This is a genomic window from Loktanella sp. M215 (genome assembly GCF_021735925.1).
Lineage (GTDB): Bacteria > Pseudomonadota > Alphaproteobacteria > Rhodobacterales > Rhodobacteraceae > Loktanella.
Window position 1 is genome coordinate 1956604 of record NZ_WMEA01000001.1, and the last position, 21780, is coordinate 1978383.

General features: G+C 65.9%; 24 protein-coding genes. 9 read left to right on the top strand and 15 right to left on the bottom strand.

The genetic code is table 11. The annotated features are described in order from the left end of the window. Nucleotides 1–34: 34 nt before the first annotated feature. The 5 genes from GLR48_RS09555 to GLR48_RS09575 all read right to left on the bottom strand — a co-directional run bounded on the left by GLR48_RS09555 (nucleotide 35) and on the right by GLR48_RS09575 (nucleotide 4710). Entirely contained in the window at nucleotides 35–613 is a 579-nt protein-coding gene (locus GLR48_RS09555; RefSeq protein ID WP_237061038.1) for a GNAT family N-acetyltransferase, read from the bottom strand. Next, a complete protein-coding gene (locus GLR48_RS09560) occupies nucleotides 610–2298 on the bottom strand; it encodes a molybdenum cofactor synthesis domain-containing protein (protein ID WP_336886617.1) in 1689 nt (562 codons plus the stop codon). Before GLR48_RS09560 ends, GLR48_RS09555 begins: the two co-directional genes overlap by 4 nt. Nucleotides 2299–2703: 405 nt before the next feature. Then, entirely contained in the window at nucleotides 2704–3207 is a 504-nt protein-coding gene (gene mobB / locus GLR48_RS09565) for a molybdopterin-guanine dinucleotide biosynthesis protein B (RefSeq protein ID WP_237061039.1), read from the bottom strand. Beyond that, on the bottom strand, nucleotides 3204–3785 hold the full coding sequence (gene mobA, locus GLR48_RS09570; protein ID WP_237061040.1) for a molybdenum cofactor guanylyltransferase MobA: 582 nt from the start codon (nucleotides 3783–3785) through the stop codon (nucleotides 3204–3206). Before mobA ends, mobB begins: the two co-directional genes overlap by 4 nt. A 46-nt stretch (nucleotides 3786–3831) precedes the next feature. Next, nucleotides 3832–4710: a formate dehydrogenase accessory sulfurtransferase FdhD gene (locus GLR48_RS09575; RefSeq protein WP_237061041.1), complete on the bottom strand. Its 879-nt coding sequence runs from the start codon at nucleotides 4708–4710 to the stop codon at nucleotides 3832–3834. 62 nt (nucleotides 4711–4772) lie between these two features. Between GLR48_RS09575 and GLR48_RS09580 the strand changes: the two genes are divergently transcribed. Both GLR48_RS09580 and GLR48_RS09585 read left to right on the top strand, forming a co-directional pair. After that, nucleotides 4773–5468 (top strand): AzlC family ABC transporter permease, encoded by a 696-nt coding sequence (locus tag GLR48_RS09580; protein WP_237061042.1) that lies wholly within the window; start codon nucleotides 4773–4775, stop codon nucleotides 5466–5468. After that, complete coding sequence (locus GLR48_RS09585; protein WP_237061043.1) at nucleotides 5465–5800, top strand: AzlD domain-containing protein; 336 nt, start codon at nucleotides 5465–5467, stop codon at nucleotides 5798–5800. The genes GLR48_RS09580 and GLR48_RS09585 overlap by 4 nt, the downstream gene beginning before the upstream one ends. Before the next feature lie 58 nt (nucleotides 5801–5858). Here the strand turns inward: GLR48_RS09585 and GLR48_RS09590 are convergent, their stop codons facing one another. The 5 genes from GLR48_RS09590 to GLR48_RS09610 all read right to left on the bottom strand — a co-directional run bounded on the left by GLR48_RS09590 (nucleotide 5859) and on the right by GLR48_RS09610 (nucleotide 11021). Next, nucleotides 5859–6473: a hypothetical protein gene (locus tag GLR48_RS09590; protein WP_272911388.1), complete on the bottom strand. Its 615-nt coding sequence runs from the start codon at nucleotides 6471–6473 to the stop codon at nucleotides 5859–5861. Further along, nucleotides 6473–6607, bottom strand: a complete 135-nt coding sequence (locus GLR48_RS09595; protein ID WP_237061044.1) for an aa3-type cytochrome c oxidase subunit IV — start codon at nucleotides 6605–6607, stop codon at nucleotides 6473–6475. The genes GLR48_RS09590 and GLR48_RS09595 overlap by 1 nt, the downstream gene beginning before the upstream one ends. Nucleotides 6608–6692: 85 nt before the next feature. Next, nucleotides 6693–8072, bottom strand: a complete 1380-nt coding sequence (locus GLR48_RS09600; protein WP_237061045.1) for an HD-GYP domain-containing protein — start codon at nucleotides 8070–8072, stop codon at nucleotides 6693–6695. 35 nt (nucleotides 8073–8107) lie between these two features. Beyond that, nucleotides 8108–9133 (bottom strand): MBL fold metallo-hydrolase, encoded by a 1026-nt coding sequence (locus GLR48_RS09605; RefSeq protein WP_237061046.1) that lies wholly within the window; start codon nucleotides 9131–9133, stop codon nucleotides 8108–8110. Between the two features lie 184 nt (nucleotides 9134–9317). Then, a complete protein-coding gene (locus GLR48_RS09610; protein WP_237061047.1) occupies nucleotides 9318–11021 on the bottom strand; it encodes an acyl-CoA dehydrogenase in 1704 nt (567 codons plus the stop codon). Between the two features lie 80 nt (nucleotides 11022–11101). On the opposite strand from GLR48_RS09610, the gene GLR48_RS09615 reads away from it, so the two are divergent. The 3 genes from GLR48_RS09615 to GLR48_RS09625 all read left to right on the top strand — a co-directional run bounded on the left by GLR48_RS09615 (nucleotide 11102) and on the right by GLR48_RS09625 (nucleotide 13660). Continuing rightward, the gene (locus GLR48_RS09615) at nucleotides 11102–12070 is read left to right on the top strand and encodes an L-threonylcarbamoyladenylate synthase (protein ID WP_237061048.1); all 969 of its coding nucleotides are present in this window, start codon (nucleotides 11102–11104) and stop codon (nucleotides 12068–12070) included. Nucleotides 12071–12116: 46 nt separating this feature from the next. After that, nucleotides 12117–13067, top strand: coding sequence for a cation diffusion facilitator family transporter (locus GLR48_RS09620; protein WP_237061049.1), 951 nt, complete (start codon nucleotides 12117–12119; stop codon nucleotides 13065–13067). 209 nt (nucleotides 13068–13276) lie between these two features. Continuing rightward, nucleotides 13277–13660 carry a hypothetical protein gene (locus GLR48_RS09625; protein WP_237061050.1) on the top strand — a complete coding sequence of 128 codons (384 nt, stop codon included), beginning with the start codon at nucleotides 13277–13279 and terminating at the stop codon, nucleotides 13658–13660. Nucleotides 13661–13731: 71 nt separating this feature from the next. Here the strand turns inward: GLR48_RS09625 and GLR48_RS09630 are convergent, their stop codons facing one another. The 4 genes from GLR48_RS09630 to ubiA all read right to left on the bottom strand — a co-directional run bounded on the left by GLR48_RS09630 (nucleotide 13732) and on the right by ubiA (nucleotide 17826). Further along, nucleotides 13732–14406: a type 1 glutamine amidotransferase domain-containing protein gene (locus GLR48_RS09630; protein ID WP_237061051.1), complete on the bottom strand. Its 675-nt coding sequence runs from the start codon at nucleotides 14404–14406 to the stop codon at nucleotides 13732–13734. A 126-nt stretch (nucleotides 14407–14532) separates the two neighbouring features. Continuing rightward, nucleotides 14533–14859: a hypothetical protein gene (locus tag GLR48_RS09635; protein WP_237061052.1), complete on the bottom strand. Its 327-nt coding sequence runs from the start codon at nucleotides 14857–14859 to the stop codon at nucleotides 14533–14535. 18 nt (nucleotides 14860–14877) lie between these two features. Further along, a complete protein-coding gene (locus GLR48_RS09640) occupies nucleotides 14878–16770 on the bottom strand; it encodes an OmpA family protein (RefSeq protein ID WP_237061053.1) in 1893 nt (630 codons plus the stop codon). A 69-nt stretch (nucleotides 16771–16839) separates the two neighbouring features. Continuing rightward, on the bottom strand, nucleotides 16840–17826 hold the full coding sequence (ubiA, locus tag GLR48_RS09645) for a 4-hydroxybenzoate octaprenyltransferase (protein WP_237061054.1): 987 nt from the start codon (nucleotides 17824–17826) through the stop codon (nucleotides 16840–16842). An 11-nt stretch (nucleotides 17827–17837) separates the two neighbouring features. On the opposite strand from ubiA, the gene GLR48_RS09650 reads away from it, so the two are divergent. The 4 genes from GLR48_RS09650 (at nucleotide 17838) to GLR48_RS09665 (ending at nucleotide 21391) form a co-directional block, all read left to right on the top strand. Next, nucleotides 17838–18554 (top strand): 16S rRNA (uracil(1498)-N(3))-methyltransferase, encoded by a 717-nt coding sequence (locus GLR48_RS09650; RefSeq protein ID WP_237061055.1) that lies wholly within the window; start codon nucleotides 17838–17840, stop codon nucleotides 18552–18554. A gap of 64 nt (nucleotides 18555–18618) precedes the next feature. Further along, on the top strand, nucleotides 18619–19449 hold the full coding sequence (locus tag GLR48_RS09655; protein ID WP_237061056.1) for a GNAT family N-acetyltransferase: 831 nt from the start codon (nucleotides 18619–18621) through the stop codon (nucleotides 19447–19449). After that, nucleotides 19442–19960 carry a hypothetical protein gene (locus GLR48_RS09660; RefSeq protein ID WP_237061057.1) on the top strand — a complete coding sequence of 173 codons (519 nt, stop codon included), beginning with the start codon at nucleotides 19442–19444 and terminating at the stop codon, nucleotides 19958–19960. The genes GLR48_RS09655 and GLR48_RS09660 overlap by 8 nt, the downstream gene beginning before the upstream one ends. 60 nt (nucleotides 19961–20020) lie before the next feature. After that, nucleotides 20021–21391 carry a glutamate--cysteine ligase gene (locus GLR48_RS09665; RefSeq protein ID WP_237061058.1) on the top strand — a complete coding sequence of 457 codons (1371 nt, stop codon included), beginning with the start codon at nucleotides 20021–20023 and terminating at the stop codon, nucleotides 21389–21391. Between the two features lie 88 nt (nucleotides 21392–21479). On the opposite strand, the gene GLR48_RS09670 is transcribed toward GLR48_RS09665, so the two are convergent. Then, complete coding sequence (locus tag GLR48_RS09670) at nucleotides 21480–21764, bottom strand: ArsR/SmtB family transcription factor (protein ID WP_442915835.1); 285 nt, start codon at nucleotides 21762–21764, stop codon at nucleotides 21480–21482. Nucleotides 21765–21780 lie beyond the last annotated feature (16 nt).

Below are 21780 nucleotides of genomic sequence, written 5' to 3' on the forward strand. Positions count from 1 at the left end.
GCCGCCCCCCGAAGTATTTGCGACCAGAAGAAGATCAGACAGCGCGGATCATCGTGATCGTGCGGTGGAAGCCGAAGATGTGGCGCAGCGGGCCGATCGAGGTTTCCTTTTCGACGTGGAAGCCGAGGCGGGTGTAAAGTGCCTGCGCGCGTGGGTTGGTATCGACTACATCGAGGCGCAGGGCCGGGTAGCCGCGGCGACGCGCCTCTTGTGACAGCGCATCGATCAGGGCGGTACCGACGCCGCGCCCGCGGGCGGCTTCCGCGACCGCAAGACCGTCGGTCAGAAGACGTCGGTTTTCCGTATCGCGCGCCAAAAGCGACAGCGTCGCACTGCGCCACAGGGCGCCCGGCAGACCGTAGCTGCGGGCGAGGTCGGTCAGACCGCCCGCAACGAAGGCACCGTGGTAGGTCTTGAATCCGGCGATGCCGATCAGGGTGCCGGCGGCATCGGTGGCGCTGATGGCGTGGCCGGGATCGATGACCTGCGTGATGAAAGCCAAGGCGCGGTCGTCGGGCCCGAGCACCCGGTGCAATTTGCCGCTGAAGGCTTGCCAGTAAAGGCGCGCCGCCGCCTCGGTCTGGCCGGGGGGCAGACCGGCGGAAATGATCACAGGCCGAAGCTGCCGAAGGGCAAATAGGTGACGGAAGTGCCCGGCGCGATCTCTGCCGCGGCGTCGGGCAGTGCGACAAGGCCGGTGGCCCAGCTGAGCCCACTGACCCGGCCGGAGCCTTCGGAGGCGAAGACCACTGCCGCGCCGTCGGTGAGGCGGGCACGCAGGTATTCGCGGCGACCTGCCTTCTTTGATTTCGTGAAGGCGGCGGGGACGGTAAAGCCCTGTGGCGCCGGCCAGTCGGCCCCGGCCAGCACGGCGAGCGCCGGGTGGGCAAAGATCAGCGCGCAGACCTGTGCGGCAACGGGATTTCCGGGCAGGCCGAACACCGGTTTGCCTTGCCACAGCCCCAGCGCCAGCGGGCGACCCGGCTTCATCGCGATCCGCCACAGGGCGAGGCTGCCGGTGCCTTGCAGCAGGGCGGACATGTGATCTTCGTCCCCCGCGGATGCACCGCCAGAGGTCAGGATCGCGTCGCAGCGGGATGCCGCGTCATCGAGGATTTTGCCAAGGCGCTGGCGATCGTCCGGCGCGATGCCGAGGTCGACCGGCTGGTGGCCCCAGCGTGCGACATCGGCCAGCAGCATCGCCCGGTTTGCGTCAAAGATCTGACCGGGGGCCGCAGTCCCACCCGGCGCGCGCAACTCGTCACCGGTGGACAACACGCCAACCCGCAGAAGGCGGTGGACCGCGACGGTGCCGGTGCCGCAGGCGGCGAGGGTGGCAAGGTCTGCGGGCGTCAGTCGGTGGCGGGCGGGAAGGATATCGTCACCGGCTTGCATGTCTTCGCCCGCACGGCGAGCGTTGGCGCCACGCTTGAGGGGGCCGTGCAGGGCGATGTGGGTCGCGCTGGCGGCGGTGTCCTCTTGCAGGACGACGGTGTCGGTGCCGTCGGGGATGTTGGCGCCGGTCAGGATGCGGATGGCGTGACCGGGCGGGACGGTGCCTGCGAAGGGGCTGCCCGCGGCGGCACGACCAGGATGCAGTGGCAGCGTGTGAGCGCCCGTGGACAAGGGGCCGGCAAAAGCGTAGCCGTCGACGGCGGCGTTGGCGTATGGTGGGTGGCTGCGGTTGGCGGTGACGGGTGTGGCCAGAATGCGCCCGGCGGCCTGCAGCAGCGGGATCTCTTCTGTGCCGGTGACAGCCGTCAGGTTAGTGCGCAGATGTGCGAGGGCCTCGTCCACCGGCGTCCAGTGCGCGCCCTGCGGCATGGCAAAGCAATCGTTGCGCAGGGGCGGTGGGGTCAGGTCGGGCATGGCGGCCTCTTGCAACAGGGTGGCTTGACCGAGCCCCAGAACCCAGCCTTCTGGCGTGGGGTCCACGGCGAGGAGGCTGTCCCATCCGCCGGGGGTCAGGTTGGAAAAGGCACGGGCGTACAGCGAGACCTGTGCCGCGTCGCGGATCGCGTGATCGGTCAGATGGGCGCTGGCGAGCAGGGAAAAATAGCTTTCCGCCAGAACGATCGGCCTGTCCGGGGGCTGGAATGGCCAGACAGAAAGGGCCTGCCCGAAATGATGCCGCAACCGCGACAGCGTGGGCAGACCCATGATGACCTGACCGCCGACAGCACCGGCCCCTGACAATTGCCACGGCGAAAAGGCACCCGGCGCGGCACGGTCGGTGGCGCGAAACTCTGGCAGGCCGTGATCCGCGCGGGCGCGTCCCTTGCGCGGCAGATGCGGCACGTCGTGATGCGGACGGCCATTGCCCCAGAAGGGGCCGACGCCCGGAAACCGGGCGTTGATCTGTCCGGCCAGATCGAAGCGGTTGTTTTGCGCGGGCGTGTCGGTGACGCGGGCGGCGAACCAGTCCCAGAGGGCGAGGGGGGTCGTCAGCGCCCGTAAGCTGTGCGGCGAAACCGGTCGGGTAGGCGAAACAAAGGTCGAAAGCGGCCAGGGTGCGCCGACCGGCTGCGTGCTCGGCGGTCAGCGCGTCGATGATCCAGCGCTCGGCCACCTGCCGGTTGCGGTGGTAAAGCGGCGCCTCGGCCCGGCCCGCGCGCGCGATGCAGGTCCAGATCGCGTCACGCTTGGGGCTGGCCCCGCGGTCGTTGCCACCGGACCAGTCGACGGCGATGACGGTATCGAAGCTCACGGTCGCGCGGGCAGGCCGACCTGCCCGAGGATGAAGTCCGCAATGGCGGCGGTGTCGTTCAGGTCGAACTGCGGGCGCGCCAGCGCCAGCGGCGTATCCGTCGCAACCGCCACGATCGTAGGGTCGTCCGTGGCGATCAACGGGTTGCCGGTCGCAGCGCGGAAGGCCTCGATCTTGGGGTGGGTGTCGCGTTTGTAGCCTTCGACAAGGATCAGGTCGACAGGATCGAGATGGGCAAGCAATGCGCTGAGCGGCGGCTCGGCCTTGTCGCGCAGTTCCGTCATAAGCGCCCAGCGGGTCTGCGAGGCGAGGAGGACCTGCGACGCACCCGCGATGCGGTGGCGGTGGCTGTCCTTGCCCGGATGATCCACGTCAAAGCTGTGATGCGCGTGCTTCAGGGTCGAGACGGTAAAGCCGCGCGCGGTGATATCGCTGACAAGACGTTCCATCAGGCCGGTCTTGCCCGCGTTCTTCCATCCGGTAATGCCGAAGATGTTCACAGCATGGCCTGCGCTGCCGCGTGGTCCTGCGGCGTGTTGACGTTGAAAAAGGCGGCGTCGTCGGGAAACCTTGCGGTTCCAGCCCCGCGCGCCGCGGTGAACTGCACGATCTTGCGCAACCCGTCGTTCAGCGCCTGCCGCAGGTCCGCGCGCAGGGATACCGGCCAGAGGCCGAAGGTCGGCTGACGCCCACCCGGCGACGCCGCAAGGGCAAAGCCCGCGTCGCCACCGGCCAGCAGAAGCTGCGGGACGAGGTCGCAGGGTAGGAACGGCGTATCGGCGGCGGCGGTAACGATATGGGTGGCACCCTGCGCCGCAGCCCAGTCGAGACCTGCGAGGATCCCAGCCAGCGGGCCGGCGTGATCGGGGATCGTGTCGGGTAGGACCGGCAGGTGCAGATGGGCGAGCCGGGCCGGATCGCCGTTGGCATTCAGGGCAACGCCGTCCGTTTGCGGCGCCAGTCGGTCGAGCACATGGCCGAGTATTGTCGTCTGACCAAGCGGCAGCAACCCCTTGTCGCCGCCGCCCATGCGGGTCGCCTGACCGCCCATCAGGATCAGTCCGAGGGGGGCGATCACGGACGCACCGCGCGGCACTTGGTAGTCTCCGGTTTGCTGAAGGTCGTCATTCGGCGGCCTTGCGTGACTGGCGATGCGGCTCGTCAGCGACCTCTGCCGGGTCCATGTCGCGGATCAGGCGTTGTTCGCCGGCGAGGCAGGTAAAGCGCTGGCCCTTCATCCGCCCGATCAGGGTCAGGCCGACCGTCTTCGCGATCTCGACCCCCCAGGCGGTAAAGCCGGAGCGGGAGACGAGGGTGGGGATACCCATCAGCGCGGTCTTGATGACCATTTCAGAGGTGAGACGGCCGGTGGTATAAAGCAGCTTGTCGGTCGCTGTGACACCTTCGGCGAACATCCAGCCCGCGATCTTGTCGACGGCGTTGTGACGGCCGACGTCCTCCATGTAGACAAGCGGCTGATCCGCCTGACACAGCACCGTGCCGTGGATCGCCCCCGCTTCGAGGTAGAGCGACGGCGTGCGGTTGATCGTGGCGGCAAGCGTGTAAAGGTCGGACGTCCTGACCGGCGTTTCCGGCAGTTGCAGATCGTCCAGCCCCGCCATCATGTCGCCAAAGACCGTGCCCACTGCGCAGCCGGACGTCCGTGTCTTCTTCTGCAGCTTCGCTTCGTGGTCGGTCACGACGGCGGTGCGGACCACCACGACCTCCAGCTCCTCGTCGTAATCGACGCCGGTCACGGTGTCGTCGTCCGACAGCATCCCCTGATTGCGCAGAAACCCCAGCGCCAGATAGACCGGATAGTCGCCGATCGTCATGGCCGTGACGATTTCACGACTGTTGAGGTAGATGGTCAGAGGCCGCTCTTCGACCACGCGCAAGTCGACCGTGCGGCCCGTTTGATCGGTGCCGGTGACGGCGCGTGTCAGGCGGGGCAGGGCCGGTTGCGGCGCGATGATGTAGGGCGTGTCGGTGAGGGTGGCCAATTGTCAATCCTCTGGCACAGGGGTAGGCATTGCGCGATTACTTCCAGACCTAGGCCAAACACATGACCTCTGCCACCACGAAATCCGTCTATTGGGAGGGGGTCCGGGCGGGTGCCCCTTTCGTGATCGTGGTCGTGCCGTTTTCGCTGCTGTTCGGCGTGGCCGCCACAGAGGCTGGCCTGACACTGGGGCAGGCGATGGGGTTCAGCGTGCTGGTGATCGCAGGGGCATCGCAGTTTGCCGCCCTGCAGATGATGGTGGATCATGCGGGGATCGCGCTGGTGCTGCTGGCAGCTTTGGCGGTCAACCTGCGGATGGCGATGTATTCGGCGGCCCTCGTGCCGTCGCTGGGACCGGCACCCCTGTGGCAGCGGGCATGCGTCGCCTATCTGCTGTTCGACCAGACCTATCTTGCCAGCGTCAAGGCCTACGAGGAGCGGCCATCCCTGACGGTGCGCGAGCGCATCGTCTATTTCTTCGGGGTCGCGACACCGATCACCCCGATCTGGTGCGGCATGACGGCCGTGGGGGTGCTGGTCGGGGCCACGATCCCGCCTGCGATGGCACTCGATTTCGCCTTGCCGATCACCTTTCTGGCCATGGTGGCGCCGATGCTGCGCACGCTTGCGCACGTGGCGGCGGCGGGCACATCCGTCGTTGTGGCACTGGCGTTGAGCGGTTTGCCGTCGGGCTTTGGCCTGCTGATTGCGGCGGCCTGCGCCATGGCGGTCGGCGTGCTGGTGGAGGAGCGGACATGAGTTACAGCACGGCAGAGATCTGGGGCATCATCGCGGCACTGGCGGTGGCGACGTTCCTGATCCGGTTCTCGTTCCTTGGATTGATCGGAAACCGGGCGATGCCCCCGATCGTGTTGCGCCTGCTGCGCTATACGCCGGTGGCCGTCCTGCCGGGGCTGGTGGCCCCGCTGGTGCTGTGGCCGGCAGCGACGGGCGGACAGCCCGATGCGGTGCGATTGGTCGCTGCGGCGGTCGCACTCGCTGTCGGGCTATGGACCCGCCAGGTCATCTGGGCGATTCTGTCGGGGTTTGCGGCGCTCTATATCGGGCTTTTCGTGGCCGGCGCCTTCTGAGCGTCTTCACCACAGGTTGGCGCCTCTCCGATTTTTCACAGAAAATCGGCCTTGGCCCTCAGCGCAGCTGCATCTCGATTTCCGCCAGCGCCAGCGCCTTGTTGTCCGGATCGTTCTCGCGCCATTCCCGCGTCGTCACACCGGGCAACTGGCCAAACGCTTCGGCCAGCGTGTTGGGAAAGAAGGTCTGCGGCAGGTCCGACAGACCGGGCAATTGTCGCAACAGTCGCGATGTTGCGTTGGTGCAGAACGATTTGGGCACGGGCCCGTTGGTCAGCGCCAGTTGCAGGGCCTGTTCCGCGACCGCGTCGGTGACCGGCAGGGTCTGGCCCAGCACGTAGAAGGTCTCTCGGGCGTGGTAGCTTATGTAATAGGCTTCGACCTGGGGGGTCACACCGAATAGGACGTCGTTGCGTTCCGCGATCGTGCTGTGGCGAAAGCTGCCGGCAGGATCAAAGATCACCCGCTGGCTGGGCGCGTCGATCAGCAGGCTGGAGTGCGCGCCGCTGTCCGAGCTGACACTGCGCATCGTGAACAGCGTCAGGACCCGAGGACCGGGCCCTGCGAACCGCTTTTCCGCGATCATCTCTGGTGGGGAAGACGTCTGCGGCGCAGCACAGGCGGCGACTGCCGCCAGCGGCAGACCGCAGACCAGCGCGCGACGCGAGATCATCAGCCGTTCGCGAGGGCGAGCAGGATCAGAAGGACGACGATCGCGATGGCACCGCGTGATACGAACCAGATAAAGCTGTCGAAGGTCTTTTCCTGAACGGTGACGTCCATTTCGCCATGCTTGTGGTCTGCCATCTGCATCGTCCTTGTCTGATGTGTCGACCCTGTCCTAGCCGATCCACGGACGCCTGTCACGCCCCCGTGGCAAGACCGTCCCACGTCAGTTTGCCGTCCGCGCCATGCGGTCCAGACCGCTGCGAAGCGCATCAATGCAATCGGGATCGAATGCGGTGCTGCGGTCCCGGTCGAGAATGGTAAAGACCTCGGCAATGGGCATCGCCGCGCGGTAGGGACGCTTGGCCGACAAGGCATCGAAGACATCCGCCACGGTGACGATGCGGGTGGAGAGTGGCAAACTGTCGCCGTCACAGCCGCTGGGATAGCCCTTGCCGTCCAGCCTTTCGTGGTGGTCACGGGCGAGGGGCGCGATGTCGCCGAACACCGCAATGTTGGACAGGATATCCGCACCGGTATCGGGATGCTGGCGGATGGCGGTCCATTCGCTGGAATCAAGCTTGCCCGCCTTGTCGAGGATCTGATTGCTGATACCGAGTTTGCCCAGATCGTGCAGAAGCGCGCCACGCCGCAGCCAGCGACGGCCGGCGGGATCGTGTCCCATCTGTTCCGCAATGATATCCGCGTAGAAGGTGACGCGGCGGGAGTGGTCGGCGGTAAAATTGCTTTTTGCGTCGATGACATCGGCAAAGGCCTGCGCGATGTCGTCCAGGTATCCGGCATCGACCACCGCAAGCCGGTGTCCCGAAGGCTGCGACAGGACAAGCGATTGAAGAAACGGCGATGTCAGATCGGCCCAGAACCCGGGATCGGCGGCAAGTCGTGTGAAGGTGGAAACCAGATCCGGGTCGAACCACGATCCCGCACGGCGCTGGACTTCCAGCAGGGCGGCGGCACGCCCGCCGCTGCTGTGAAAGATGTCGACGACCTGCGATAACAGGGCGATGCGCGCATTGAGCGGGATCGCCTCCCCCGCCAGTCCCGCAGGGCGACCGCCGCCATCCCAGTGTTCGTCAAGGCATCGGACCCCGTCCTGAACGGCAGTTGAAAATCGCATGCGTGCGGCGATGTCAGCGCCACGGTGGCAACGGGTCTCGATCAGGTCGTCGACGATCTCGCCACCGTTGCGCAGGATGTTGATAATGGCGCCGATCCGTTCGGTAAGGCCCGATTCCAGCCCCGTCTTTGCGAAGACGAACCGCAGGGCCGCAGACAGGCTGCCGTCGATCGACTTGAAGTCGCGTTTGAAGGACAGATCATCTGCCAGATACAGCTCGCAGATCCGGGCGGCATTGGAGGAGCAGCCGAGATCCTTGAGCAGAAGGGTGTAGTAAAGATCGTCCATCTCGGCGTCATTCAGGCCCATCATCTCGCCAATGCGGGTGCCGATGTGGCAGCACCGGATGCAATGACCGGGCGCCTGACCTTCGGTCAGATCAAGGGCGTGGGACAGCGGACCGAGGATATCGGCCAGGCGCAGTGCCGAGGCGTGACCGGACGTATGGGGGAGGATGTGCATTGTCATGGCGCCACACTTCACATGTGATCATTAATGCCACGTCAGGGAATGGCACGATAGTACCATGCATTGTCGGTACCTTTGGTCCGTGTCGCGCGACCGGTCTGGTGCAGGTGGTTCAGGTGGGCCACCGCCTCGACGAGTGCGAGGCCGTAGGTCTCTGGACCGATGGTGCGCTTGAAGAGTGGCGCAAAGCAGTCCCCTGCGGTGCGCGGCGTGGCGATATGGCCGTGCAGACGGGCGAGGGCCGCGTGGTGATTGTCGATCATCTGGGTCAACCGCAGGGGCAGGCCGGTATAAGGCAGTTTGTGTCCGCCCAGCACCAGCTGGTCCGGGCGGGCGTGGGGCTGGAACCGCTGGCAGCTTGCGATCCAGTCACCGACGGGATCGGCATCGGGCTCCGTCGGGTAGACGCCGAGGTTCGGGCTGATCGACAGCAGCAGCTGGTCGCCACCGATCACGAGGTGATCGTCGCGGGACCAGAATGTGGCATGCTCCGGCGCATGCCCGTCGCCCATCCGGATGTCCCACGTCCGGCCGCCGATGCGGATCGTGGCGTCGTCGACCAGTCGGGTAAAGCCCAAGGGCAGCGGGTGAACGCAATCCGCGAAATTGAAGGGCCTGTCGTGCCGGCGCTGCGCGAGGGTCGCGGGATCCATGCCGGCCGCCTGCCAGTAGGCGATCTGCGCCGGCGTCGCCCGGTCCTGAACGTCGAGGGTCAGCATGCGTGCCATCAGCCAGGCGGTCCGCGGCATCAGCAGGACCGCCCCCTTTTCAATGAACCAGCCAGCGAGGCCGACGTGATCCGGGTGGTGGTGCGTGACGATCAGGCGCGTGACGGGCTTGCCCGCGAGGGGACCGTCCAGCAGGTCCTGCCAGAGGGCACGCGTCGTGCGGCTGTCAAAGCCGGTGTCGACGATCGTCCAACCGTCACCCTCGTCGAAGGCATAGATATTGACGTGATCGAGCGCCATCGGCAGGGGCAGGCGCATCCAGAGCACACCGGGCGCGACTTCGATCGCCGTGCCGGGGGTGGGGGGATCGGGAAAGGGTGTCGTGATTTTCATGCGAACGGCCTGACGGATCCTGCGCGGAACGTAAAGCGGGGTCGGTGCGCGACGCTGTTGCCCGCTGCGCGGGCAAGGCGCCCCGCCCACCGTCCCCCATGCCTGCGGCCAGCTGCTTCTTCTGGTCTAAAATACTTCCGCCGGAGGCATTCGGCCCGCAGGGCCGAACGGGGACATCCGCAAGTCACGCAGCCAGATCGTCGGGAGAAATCGCCAGAAGGTCGTCCGACCCTTCGCGCACCTGTGCCAGAAGGCCGGTCACGTCTGGCAGCAGTCGCTTGATGTAGAAGGTTGCAAGGCGGGCGCGGGCGGTATCGCCGTGGATCGCCGCTGCGAGGTGCGCGTGGCCACCGAGGACCCGGGCGAAAGCCGCAAGGTAGGGCACGGCGCCCGCGAACCGCTGTTGCAGGTCGGTCTGCGCAACCAGCCAGTCCGTCGTTTCGCGCAGGTCCTCCGCCGCCTGCCAGACCGCTTCTGTCAGGTCCGCGTGGGTCGATCGTGCGGCTTCGGCGCCGGTCTGGATTTCCTCGATCAGCAGGCGGGCGGCGTCGCCGCCGTCCATCAGCTTGCGGGCGACGAGGTCCATCGCCTGAATGCCGTTGGTGCCTTCGTAGATCGCCGTGACACGGACGTCGCGCAGATACTGGGCGGCCCCCGTTTCCTCGACAAAGCCCATGCCGCCGTGGACCTGCACCCCCATCGAGGCGACCTTGATGCCGGTGTCGGTTCCGAACGCCTTGGTGATGGGCGTGAGAAAGGCGGCGCGGGCGCGCCATGCGGCGTCGCCCGTGGCGGTCGTCATGTCGATGGCGCAGGCGCACATCAGGGCGATGGCGCGGGCGGCGAAGGTGTCGGCCTTCATCTCGGCCAGCATCCGGCGCACGTCGGCGTGTTCGATGATACTGCCGGTGCCGCCGACTTTGCCCTGTTTTCGGTCCTGCGCGTAGTGCAGCGCGTGCTGGTAGGCGCCGTCGGCGACACCGATGCCTTGCGTGCCGACCCCTAGGCGGGCGTTGTTCATCATGGTGAACATCGCCGCCATGCCGCCGTTTTCCGCGCCCACCATCCAGCCGGTGGCCCCGGCATATTCCATGACAGCCGTTGGGCTGCCGTGCAGGCCCAGCTTGTGTTCCAGCGACACGACCCGCAGGTCGTTGGCTTTGCCGGGCTTGCCATCCGCATCGGGAATGAACTTCGGCACCAGAAACAGGCTGATCCCCTTGGTGCCCGGCACGCCGTCGGGCAGGCGAGCGAGGACAAGGTGGCAGACGTTGTCGGTAAAGTCGTTGTCAGCCCAAGAGATGTAGATCTTCTGTCCCGTGATCGCGTAGGTGCCGTCGCCGTTGTCCGTGGCCTTTGAGCGCAACGCGCCCACGTCGGAGCCCGCCTGCGGTTCGGTCAGGTTCATCGTGCCGCACCACTCGCCAGAGATCAGCTTGGGGATATACAGGTCGCGCAGCGTGTCCGATGCATGGTGCTCCAGCGCCTCGATCTGGCCCTGGGTCATCAACGGGTTCAGTTGCAGCGACAGGCAGGCCGCCGACATCATGTCGTTGACGGCGGTGGTCAATGCCATCGGCAGGCCCATGCCACCATTGGCGGGGTCGGCGGACATCCCGATCCATCCACCTTCCGCAATCGCCTTGTAGCCGTCGGCAAAGCCGGGGGAGGTGCGCACGATTCCGTTTTCCAGATGCGCCGGGTGCAGGTCGCCGGCGCGATTCAGCGGCGCGAGGACTTCTTCGCACATCTTCGCGGCCTCGGTCAGAATGGCGTCGGTCATGTCCGGGGTCGCCTCGCTGAACCTGTCGGTCGCGGTCACGGCGTCGAAACCTGCGAGGTGGTCGAGCAGAAAGCGGAAATCGGCGACGGGGGCACGGTACGGCATGGGGGCTCCTCCTGGGGTCTGCTTGGCAAGGCAGGTGCGCTGCGCTATGCACACGCGATCCTGACCAAGGTAGCCGCCCCATGCAATCGCGCAATGACAACGCCACGTCAGAGACGGTCGTGCTTTCGACAGATGCGGCGGGGCTGGCCAGCGCGGCAGAGGTCCTGCGGGCAGGGGGTTTGATCGCCTTTCCGACCGAGACGGTCTATGGTCTGGGGGCCGATGCGCGGCAATCGGACGCGGTTGCGGGCATCTTTGCGGCCAAGGGCCGGCCGAGCTTCAATCCGTTGATCGTGCACGTGGCGGACCTTGCGGCGGCAGAGGCGCTGGTGACGTTTACCCCGCAGGCTTACCGTTTGGCGCAGGCCTTCTGGCCCGGCGCCTTGACACTTGTGCTGCCACTGCGGGCGGGTTCGGGCGTGTCATCGCTGGTGACAGCGGGTCTTGCGACGCTGGCCGTGCGGGTGCCGGATCATCCCGTGGCGCAGGGACTTCTGCGCGCGTTCGGCGGTCCGGTGGCGGCACCGAGCGCCAATCCGTCCGGCCGCATCAGTCCGACGACCCCGGCGCATGTCCTGACCGGGCTGAACGGACGGATCGCGGGCATTGTCGATGGCGGTGCCTGCGGCGTTGGGGTCGAATCGACGATCGTTGACGTGACCGGCGACCCCGTGCTGTTGCGCGCCGGTGGCATCCCGGCAGAGGTGCTGGCGGAGGCGCTGGGCGCTCCGCTTGCGCATCCGTCCGCAGAGGGCACAATCGCGGCCCCCGGCATGATGGCCAGCCACTATGCGCCGCAGGGGGCCGTGCGGTTGAACGCGACGGCGGCATTGCCGGGCGAAGTGTTGCTTGGCTTTGGCGCTGTGGCAGGGGATCTGACCCTGTCGCGCAGCGGCGATCTGCGCGAGGCGGCGGCAAACCTGTTCGACTGCCTGCACCGGTTGGATGCCATGGCGGCCACGGCGATTGCCGTGGCGCCGGTGCCCAATCACGGGCTTGGGGCCGCGATCAACGACCGTCTGCGGCGGGCGGCGGCGCCACGGGACTGAACTTCATGCCGCCGCGCGGCGTTGTTGCCAAAAGGGGAGCTGTTTCATGGCCGGACATCATCATCACGTCGACCCGGGTGCAGGCGACCGCCGTATCGTGGCTGCCGTCGGCGTCAACCTGCTGCTGACCGTGGCGCAGATCGTTGGTGGCATCTTTTCCGGCAGCCTCGCGCTGATTGCCGATGCGATCCACAATCTGTCCGACGCGCTGGCCCTCGTGATCGCGTTCGGGGCGCGCAAGATCGCGCGCAGGCCTGCGGACAAGGCAATGACCTTTGGCTATGCCCGGGCCGAGGTCGTGGCGGCGTTGATCAATTACACCACGCTGATCGTGATCGGGATCTGGCTGGTCTACGAAGGCATCGCGCGGCTGATCACGCCCGCAGGGGTCGATGGCTGGCTCGTGATCTGGATCGCGGCGCTCGCGCTGGTGATCGACCTGGTCACGGCAGCACTCACCTTCGCCATGAGCAAGGATAGCATGAACATCCGCGCGGCGTTCCTGCACAATGTCTCTGACGCGCTGGGATCGGTCGGCGTGATCGTGGCGGGCGTGCTGATCCTGACCTTCGGCTGGACATGGGTCGACCCCGTCGTGACGCTGGCAATCGCCGGCTACATTTTGTGGCAGTCCCTGACCGAGATCGGTCCCGTGATCCGCCTGCTGATGCTGGGCAGCCCGGTCGAGGCGGATGCGGACGCCATCGTGGCCGACATGCGCGCCGTGGACGGCGTGGCGGATGTCCACCATGTCCACCTGTGGATGATCGACGAGGCGCGCAACGCCGTCGATGCTCATGTCGTCGTGGCAGAGGGTGACTGGAACCGGGCCGACGCAGTAAAGGACGCGGTGCGTGCCGCGCTCTCAGGTCACGGTGTTTCGCATGCCACGCTCGAAATCGAGTGCAGTCGCCACGCCTGCCGCGATCAGCAATTGTTCGGCTCAAAGCCTGCAGCGCGCGCCGGACATGGTGCCGTGCATGCACACGTCCACTAAGGGCAGTTCAAGGCGCCGACGGGTGCGGATGCGGTTCTATCGGCGCTTCACCGGGACAAACGAATCGTCAAACGAAGGTATCCTGCGCAACGCCGCGTATCGGTGACCGTCCGCAGCCTTGCTGTCCCGCGCTGACGTCAGAATCGTGCGCGGGGCAATTCATGCGCGGATTTCCGCACAGTGTGTTAGCCTCATAGCAGTGCGTGATCATGCGTACTTTCCTGACCAAGATCGGTTTTACGATGCAAACTCCTACATGGACGAAACCCGGCCTTCTGGGCGCGGGTGTCGGCGCGATTGCGCTTGCGATACTTGGTTTCAACTGGGGCGGCTGGGTGACAGGCAGCACCGCGTCAGAAATGTCTGACACACTTGCGACAGCCGCCGTCGCGTCGGCTTTGACACCGTATTGCGTGCAATCTGCACAGAACGATCCAACGTCGAAGACCGTGATGGCCGACATCGCGGATGCCAGCAGCTATCAACGGCGTGGCATCGTCGAGAAGGCGGGCTGGGCGACGCCGCTGGGGTCCGAAAACCCGGACCGCGCGCTGGCCGAGTCCTGCCTGACAGCCCTGACGCCGGACGCCTGAAACACGAATGGCCGACAAACCAGTGGTTTGTCGGCCATTGCTGACGCGCATCATGCGCGGTCGTGCCGCGATCAGATCAGCGTCAGCAGACGTTTGGCGGCTTCTTCGGAGGACGCCGGGTTCTGGCCCGTGACGATCTTGCCATCGGTCACGACGAACGACGCCCAATCGTCGCCCTTTTCATACTTTGCGCCATTGGCGATCAGCATGTCCTCGACAAGGAACGGCACGACGGCCGTCAGGCCCGCGCCCTCTTCCTCTGTATTGGTGAACCCGGTCACCGTGCGACCCGCGACCAGCGGCTTGCCGTCGGTCCCCTTAGTGTTCTTGAATACGGCAGGTGCGTGACAGACGGCGCCCAGCGGCGTCCCTGCAGCGGTGACGGTTTCGATCAGCGCGATGCTGTCGGCGTCTTCGGACAGATCCCACAGCGGACCGTGGCCACCGGGGTAGAAGACGGCGTCGAAACCGTCTGCATCGATCTCTGACAGTTTCGTCGTATGGGCCAGCAGTGTTTGCGCGTGATCGTCTTTCTTGAAACGGTCCGTTGCGGGGGTCTGGGCGTCTTCAGTATCCGACGAGGGATCGAGCGGCGGTTGCCCGCCCTTGGGCGAGGCCAGCGTGATGTCGGCACCGGCGTCCTTAAACACATAGTAGGGCGCGGCAAACTCTTCGAGCCAGAAGCCCGTTTTCTTGCCCGTATCGCCCAGCTTGTCATGCGAGGTGAGGATCATGAGAACTTTCATGCGGTGTCCTTTCAGCGAAAACCAAAACGGACCGCGTGATCGCGGTCCGTGATATTGAGGTAACCGTGAAAGGGCAGGGCTGGTTCCCTGTCCCGTTCCGTCATGCGGGGCAGGGTGTGGCGCCGGTCAGCCGGCGTTCTGACGCTCGATGTAGGTGCGGTACTCTTCCGCTTCGCGCCGCGCATCGCGCAGACCGTCCATCGCAGCCCGCAGTTCCGCTTCGGTCTGGGACAACTGATTGGAAATTTCGGCCTCGCGCTGCTGCAGATAGGTGATCGCCTCGTCACGCGTCTCCTCGGCCTCGTGCAGGGCTTGGGCCATGCGGTCGAGTTCGCCGATTTCCGCCTTGGTCACGCGCGTCGCCCGGTTCACAAGCCAGCTCGCGAACCAGCCCATCACGAAAGCGGCAAAGAGGATGATCGCCGTGGCGACTATGAATTCAGTACGGTTCACGGCAATGTCCTGTTCTTGTTATTCGGTGGTCTCTGTCGCGGCGTCATCGGCTGCGGCGGGTTCGGTTGTCGTCTCGACCTCTTCCAGCGTGGTCGGATCCTCGACCGTCTGGATCAGCGAAAAGGCGATGCGGCGGTTGGCCTCGCGCCCCTCGGCGGTGTCGTTGTCGGCGATGGGGTCGGCCTCGCCATAACCCACGGAATCGAAGGTGCCGACCGACACGCGGCGGATGCGCAAGGCATTCAGCACGGCATCGGCACGGTTTTTCGACAGCTCTTGGTTCATGTCCTCGCCGCCTTGGCTGTCGGTGTAGCCGGCAATGCGCATCTGGATGTCCGGGCAGCGTTGGAGGATTTCGGCGATGTCGTCCAGCACAGGCTGGCTGTCCGACGTCAGGGTGGCAGAGCCGGGATCGAACAGGATCTTGCGCCCGTCGGTGACGTTGCCGATGTTGGCGATGCATTCCTCGGGCGTGGGCAGGCCGGCGATCGGGTCCAGTTCCTTGACGTAGGTGATGTCGAGGTCGGCCTCTGCCTCTGGCCCCAGTTTGTCGATCAACAGGTTGGTGACGATGGCGGGGGCCTTTGAATCGCCGGTGTTTCCCGTGACCGTGATCCGGTCCGGTGTGACGGTCACGGCCCCGTTGGACAATTGTGCCAGCGCCTCGATCCCGGCCAGGACGCGCACGTTCCAGTCCTGCGGCAGGTCCGCGACGACGCGGGTGCCCATCGTGACATTGGCTGCGCCGAACTTGGCGGCAGCATAGTTCTGCGCCGTTGTGTTTGACAGATCGTCCGTGACCCGGCCGCGCAACTGCACGGCACCTTCCGGGCTGCGGGTGGCCGAAAAGGTCGGCGGACCCTCGGCCGTTGCTTCGGCCTTGCGTGGCAGGTCCACAGTCAGGGCGTAGACGTCGGGCAGCGCATTTTCCAGAACGCCAGCCACGCGGTCAAAGGCGTCCTGATCGGTTTCCTCGGTGCCGACGAGTGTGACGTCCGTGTCGGCAATTGTCACGGTCCCGCCGCCGATGTCGGCCACAGCCTTGATCGCCAGCGCCACGGCATTGCCCCACGTCCGCGATGGCACGCCAAGCGCCTCCACGCAGGTCGACCGCCCGGTAAAGCCCGCAGCGGCAGCGGCGGCCATGATCTTCTGTTCGGCCTCAGGGCTGTCCACGGCGCATGCGGCAAAGCGCGCGCCGTCCGCATCGATGGTGAAGCGCGTCGTGTACGGCGAGATGACAGGGCGCGGTGCGGTAATCCGGACGGACCGCTTGACGCCGTCGGGCACATTGCGGGCCAAAGCCGTCTCGAAGCTGGATTTCTGCGCGGCGCTGTCGGCGATGGCGCTGATCGTCACCCGGTCAGAGCCGACCGAAATCTTGGACCGCGGCAACTGGTCCAGCGCGCGCAGGGCATAGGTCATCGCGTCGCGCCAATGGGGCGGGATTGCATAATCCGCCGTTTCCAGCAGGTCCGTGACCGGCGCGCCCTTGGCGATCTCTTTCACCCGCGCATCAAGGGCCGCGCGGTCCGTCGCGGTGGGGATCAGGCCGATGATCGAAATGCCGCTGTCGCCGCGCAGGATCTCGACCGCGAACTCCGGTGCTTCGATGCTGGCGCTGTCGGCCACGGTCATGTTGTCGATCACCCGGCTGGCATCCACGACGCGGCCCGCGGCCGAAATGGCACGGAACCGGCCTGCTTCGGTCGGGGCCTGTCCTTCGAGGATGACTTGCAGCCCGTCTCCCAGCACGCTGGCCCAAGACATGTCGCCGTCGACCAGATCCTCTTGCACGGACATGACGGACACGTCCTCGACCACGGCGACGGTGGCGCGGGCGGCGAACGTGCAGGCGACAGCGGCGATCAGAAAGACGCCGATGCGCGCGAACAGGTGTGACAGACGCATGGGGCGGAATCCTCGGACTGGGTCTGGCGGTTAACTAAGCGGCGCTGCGGGGCGTGGCAATCAAAGGCGTCACAACAGCAGCGCACAGGCGAAAAACGGCAGGGGCAGCAGGCCAGCATCGCGGTTCGACCGGAACAGGCGCAGCAGGACAGCACTGTCGTCTGGCATGAATCGGGTCAGCTGCCAGGTCAGGTGCCAGGCCAGCGCCCAAGGTCCCAGCAATGCCACCAACAAGGACGGCAGCGACCGGTCGATGCAGGCCCCGACCACGGCGACCGTCACCAGCGCCAGTGTCCCGACAAGAAAGCCGCGCAACCAGCGCGGGCTGTTCCCGCCAAACAGGCGCGCTGTGGACTTGACGCCGATCAGGGCGTCGTCTTCCGTGTCCTGATGGGCGTAGATCGTGTCGTAGAACAGCGTCCAGCTGATCCCGCCGATATAAAGCACGACCGCGGGCCACCCGAGCGATCCGGTGTGTGCTGTCCACAGCAGCAGCGCGCCCCAGTTGAACGCAAGGCCCAGAAAGACCTGTGGCCACCATGTGAACCGCTTGGCGAAGGGATAGACCGCGACCGGGATCAGCGCGGCAAAGCCTAATGCGATGGCGGCCAGCGGAAAGGTCAGCAGGATCCCAAAGGCCACGCCGCACTGCACGATCATCCACGCCAGCGCCTGTTTCACGCTGACCTGACCCGATGGAATGGGGCGCGACCGCGTGCGCGCGACGCTGCCGTCGATATGCCGGTCGGTGATGTCGTTCCAGGTGCAGCCCGCGCCCCGCATCAGGGCGGCCCCCACGGCGGAGCCTGCAATGAGCCAGACGTCGAACCAGCTAAAGCTGTCGGTCGCCAGAGCCGCGAGCGCCACGGCCCACCAGCAGGGCAGCAGCAGCAGCCACGTCCCGATCGGCCGGTCGAGGCGCGACAGGCGCAGGTAGGGTTGCCACGACGACGGTGCGCGGGTGTCGACCCAGTTGCCGGCGGAATCGGCGACCTGTCCTTTCGGGGACGCGCCTTTCGGAGATGGGGCCTCTGGCATCCCGGTGGTCTGGGTCATATGTCTGGTCCATGGCTTCCAAAGTTCGCCTTTTTGTAGAGCACCCCTTGGGGGAAGGGCAAACGGTTCCGCTGGATCGGGATCGGGCGCTGTATCTCTTTGCCGTGATGCGGCTGGGTGTCGGCGACGTGCTGACCCTGATCAACGGCCGTGACGGGGCCTGGGATGCGACAGTGATCGAAGGGTCCAAGCGGGGCGGTGTCTTGCGCGCGGATCGCCGGACGGCCCCCCAGATCGCGCCGCCGGACCTGTGGCTGATGTTCGCGCCGATCAAGAAGGTGCGCACGGATTTCATCGTGGAAAAGGCGGTGGAACTGGGTGTCGCGCGCATCCTGCCGATCGTGACGGATCACACGAACGAAAAGGCGCGGCAGGACAAGTTGCAGGCCCACGCGGTCGAAGCGGCAGAGCAATGCGGCGGCACCTTCGTGCCACAGGTGGCAGAGGTCGCGCGCCTGTCGGCCGTGCTGGACGGCTGGGACGACCGCCGGATCCTGTTCTGCGACGAGGGTCTGGCAGGGACTGCGGCGCAACTGGACGCGCTGACTCCCGGGCCGTGGGCCGTGCTGATCGGTCCCGAGGGCGGGTTTTCTGCCGATGAGCGCGCCCGATTGCACGCCATGCCGCAGGCGCAGGCCGTCAGCCTTGGCCCACGGATCCTGCGGGCGGACACGGCCGCGGTTGCGGCGCTGACGCTGTGGCAGGCGCGCCTTGGGGATTGGCGATGACTGTTTCCAAAGTGTTGTTTTTAGACAATCCATGGGAGGCGCCCCGGACTGGCGACGGGCGATCATGATGTGGCGAGTGACGGCGGACAATCTGCCGGCGGTGCGCGCGCGGCTGGAGGTATCGCCGCATCTTGCGATGTTCCCGCTCGGCAATCTTGACCGATACGGTCTGGACGGCGATGCACCACGTGCGCCGATGCTATGGTCCGATGGGGCCGCAGTGCTGTGCGTCACGCGCGAGGGGATGGTGATGCCGTTCGGCCCGCCTGACAGTGCTGCAGCGATGGCCCGCGTGCTGGCAGGGCGCAGGGTCCGTGGAATCATCGGCGGGCGGGATATTGCCCGCGCGGTGCAACGCGCCGCCAGCCTCTGTGACGCCCCGGCCAAGATGGATGAGGACGAGCCGCAATTTCTGTTGTCGCTCGACGCCTTGCGCGTCCCCGCCGGGGCAGGTGACCTGATCCCGCTGGCAGATGCACCACGGCCGATGATGGAATCGTGGCGTGTCGCCTACGACGTCGAGGCGCTGGGCGACACCGAAGCGGCAGCCTTGGCGCGGGGCAGCGCGATCCTTGATGCCTATCTGGAGGCTGACAGCCACCGGGTGCTGCTGGTCGACGACCAGCCTGTGGCGATGACCGGTTTCAACACGGTGCAGCCGGCCATCGTGCAGGTTGGCGGCGTCTTTACGCCACCTGCGCTGCGCGGGCGCGGCTATGCCCGGCGCGCGGTCGCGCTGCATCTGGCGCAGGCGCGTGCGACTGGGGTCGCGCGGGCAACGCTTTTCGCCTCGGGGGCTGCGGCGGTCCGGGCCTATGCGGCGATCGGGTTCGCGCAGGTGGGGGACTGGACCCTGTTGCTGTTCAAGGATGACGGGGTGACGGTTGGTGGCTGATTTTCTGAGACCGGAAGCACGTGCGACCCTTTGGCGCTGGCGCGAGGTTCTGGCAGCGGGCGCCCTGGAGGCGCTTGGCCTGTGGTGGGCGATCGAGAGCATGGGAATCGTCCGCTGGCTGGGGGTCACGCTGGTCCTGATCGCGACCGGCCTCGGCTTTGCCGGGGTCCAGCGCGCGCGGTTCCGTCAGGACGGGCAGGGGCCGGGGATCGTGATGCTGGACGAACGCAGGCTGGTCTACATGGGGCCGCTCACGGGTGGCGCGATGGACGTGGCGGACATGACACGGTTGGAACTGGAACCTGCCGCACTTCCCGCACCGCACTGGGTCATGACCGGCATCGGCGGGCAGACTTTGGCCATCCCCGTGAATGCAGAAGGGGCAGAGGCGCTGTTCGATGTCTTTGCCGCCTTGCCCGGCATTCGCAGCAATCAGATGCTGGATGTGCTGGAACGCACACCGGGTGCGCGGGTGACGGTCTGGGAAAAGACGCGGACCCTCTTGCATTGACGACGGGTGTGGGTCACGCCAGATAGACGCGTGTAATCTGTCGTTGCAAGAGGCTGCCCCATGTCCATTCCCCAAACCGGTGGCGGCCCCATCGAGAGCCATGACCAACTGGCCGAGATGCTGTCAAAGGGCTGCAAGCCCAAGGACAAATGGCGGATCGGGACCGAGCACGAGAAGTTCGGCTACATCAAGGCGACCCATCTGCCGCTGCCCTACGAGGGCGACGTCGGCATCAAGGCGATGCTGGACGGCATGGCCCAGCGATTCGGGTGGGACCGGGTCGAAGAGGGCGGCAAGATCATCGGCCTGACCAAGGATGGCGCGAACGTCTCCCTTGAACCTGGCGGCCAGCTGGAACTCTCCGGCGCGCCGCTGGAGACGATCCACCAGACGTGTGACGAGGTGAACGATCACCTTGCAGAGGTGAAGGAGATCGCCGACGAGATGGGGGCGGGGTTCATCGGGCTGGGCGCTGCGCCTGAATGGACGCACGAGCAGATGCCGCTGATGCCCAAGGGCCGTTACAAGCTGATGGACGCCTATATGGGCACTGTCGGCACGCATGGCACGCAGATGATGCGCCGGACCTGCACCGTGCAGGTCAACCTCGATTTCAGTTCCGAAGCCGATATGGTGCAGAAGTTGCGGGTCGCCATCGCCCTGCAGCCGGTGGCAACGGCGCTTTTCGCCAACTCGCCCTTTTTCGAGGGTAAGCCGAACGGCCACAAATCGTGGCGCAGCCGGGTGTGGCGCGGCCTCGACAATTCGCGCACCGGCATGCTGCCCTGGGTCTTCGAAGATGGCATGGGGTTCGAGCGCTGGGTGGACTGGGTCCTCGATGTGCCGATGTATTTCGTCTACCGCGACGGGAAATACATCGACGCGCTGGGCCAGTCGTTCCGCGACTTTCTGAAAGGCGAATTGCCCGCACTGCCGGGTGAAAAGCCCCTGCTGTCCGACTGGGCCGACCATCTGACGACGGTCTTCCCCGAAGCGCGGATCAAGCAGTTCATCGAAATGCGCGGCGCCGACGGTGGCCCGTGGCGCAGGCTTTGTGCGCTGCCCGCGTTCTGGGTCGGTCTGACCTACGATCAGGGTGCGCTCGATGCGGCATGGGACCTGTGCAAGGACTGGACCGCGGAACAGCGGCAGGCGCTGCTGGTCGCGTCCTCGGTCGACGGCTTGCAGGCGAAGGTCGACGGTATCGACATGCATGATCTGGCCCGCGCTTGCGTCAACATTGCCCATGGCGGGCTCAAGGCGCGGGCAAAGCCCGGTGCCGGAGGCCTCGTGGCCGATGAGACGCATTTCCTGAACGCCCTTCAAGAAAGCATCGAAAGCGGGCAGGTGCCGGCGGACGAATTGTTGGCGAAATACCACGGCGAGTGGCACGGCGATCTGAGCCGCATCTATCCGGAATACTCTTACTGAGGACCATCAGCGACCGCTCCGCTGCGGTGGCCTTCCGTCCGGACCGCACCGCAGCGGAGAGCGTTAAAAGCGGTGGTCTGCAGCGATATCAATCCCTGCCGCAGAACAGGTCATAGACAAGGTCGATGATCCGGCGGGACCGATCATCCGCAAGGCTGTAATAAATGGCCTTGCCGTCACGACGGGGGACGACGAATCCTTCAAGCCTTAGGCGAGAGAGTTGCTGCGAAACTGCGGCCTGTCTGGCAGACAGCAGGTTATCCAACTCGGTCACCGACTTCTCGCCGCTCGCAAGATGGCACAGGATCATCAGCCGCCCTTCGTGACTAATGGCCTTGAGGAAGTTTGCCGCCTCTGTCGCATTCGTCGTCATCTTGTCGAGATTTTTT

Excerpts from the sequence above, each read along its gene's own strand:
- GLR48_RS09580 (WP_237061042.1), top strand. The coding sequence starts at position 4,773 with ATGACCTCTGCCACCACGAAATCCGTCTATTGGGAGGGGGTCCGGGCG.
- GLR48_RS09585 (WP_237061043.1), top strand. The coding sequence starts at position 5,465 with ATGAGTTACAGCACGGCAGAGATCTGGGGCATCATCGCGGCACTGGCG.
- GLR48_RS09590 (WP_272911388.1), bottom strand. The coding sequence starts at position 6,473 with ATGATCTCGCGTCGCGCGCTGGTCTGCGGTCTGCCGCTGGCGGCAGTC.
- GLR48_RS09595 (WP_237061044.1), bottom strand. The coding sequence starts at position 6,607 with ATGGCAGACCACAAGCATGGCGAAATGGACGTCACCGTTCAGGAAAAG.
- GLR48_RS09600 (WP_237061045.1), bottom strand. The coding sequence starts at position 8,072 with ATGACAATGCACATCCTCCCCCATACGTCCGGTCACGCCTCGGCACTG.
- GLR48_RS09605 (WP_237061046.1), bottom strand. The coding sequence starts at position 9,133 with ATGAAAATCACGACACCCTTTCCCGATCCCCCCACCCCCGGCACGGCG.
- GLR48_RS09610 (WP_237061047.1), bottom strand. The coding sequence starts at position 11,021 with ATGCCGTACCGTGCCCCCGTCGCCGATTTCCGCTTTCTGCTCGACCAC.
- GLR48_RS09615 (WP_237061048.1), top strand. The coding sequence starts at position 11,102 with ATGCAATCGCGCAATGACAACGCCACGTCAGAGACGGTCGTGCTTTCG.
- GLR48_RS09620 (WP_237061049.1), top strand. The coding sequence starts at position 12,117 with ATGGCCGGACATCATCATCACGTCGACCCGGGTGCAGGCGACCGCCGT.
- GLR48_RS09625 (WP_237061050.1), top strand. The coding sequence starts at position 13,277 with ATGCGTACTTTCCTGACCAAGATCGGTTTTACGATGCAAACTCCTACA.
- GLR48_RS09630 (WP_237061051.1), bottom strand. The coding sequence starts at position 14,406 with ATGAAAGTTCTCATGATCCTCACCTCGCATGACAAGCTGGGCGATACG.
- GLR48_RS09640 (WP_237061053.1), bottom strand. The coding sequence starts at position 16,770 with ATGCGTCTGTCACACCTGTTCGCGCGCATCGGCGTCTTTCTGATCGCC.
- ubiA (WP_237061054.1), bottom strand. The coding sequence starts at position 17,826 with ATGACCCAGACCACCGGGATGCCAGAGGCCCCATCTCCGAAAGGCGCG.
- GLR48_RS09650 (WP_237061055.1), top strand. The coding sequence starts at position 17,838 with ATGGCTTCCAAAGTTCGCCTTTTTGTAGAGCACCCCTTGGGGGAAGGG.
- GLR48_RS09655 (WP_237061056.1), top strand. The coding sequence starts at position 18,619 with ATGATGTGGCGAGTGACGGCGGACAATCTGCCGGCGGTGCGCGCGCGG.
- GLR48_RS09665 (WP_237061058.1), top strand. The coding sequence starts at position 20,021 with ATGTCCATTCCCCAAACCGGTGGCGGCCCCATCGAGAGCCATGACCAA.
- GLR48_RS09670 (WP_442915835.1), bottom strand. The coding sequence starts at position 21,764 with ATGACGACGAATGCGACAGAGGCGGCAAACTTCCTCAAGGCCATTAGT.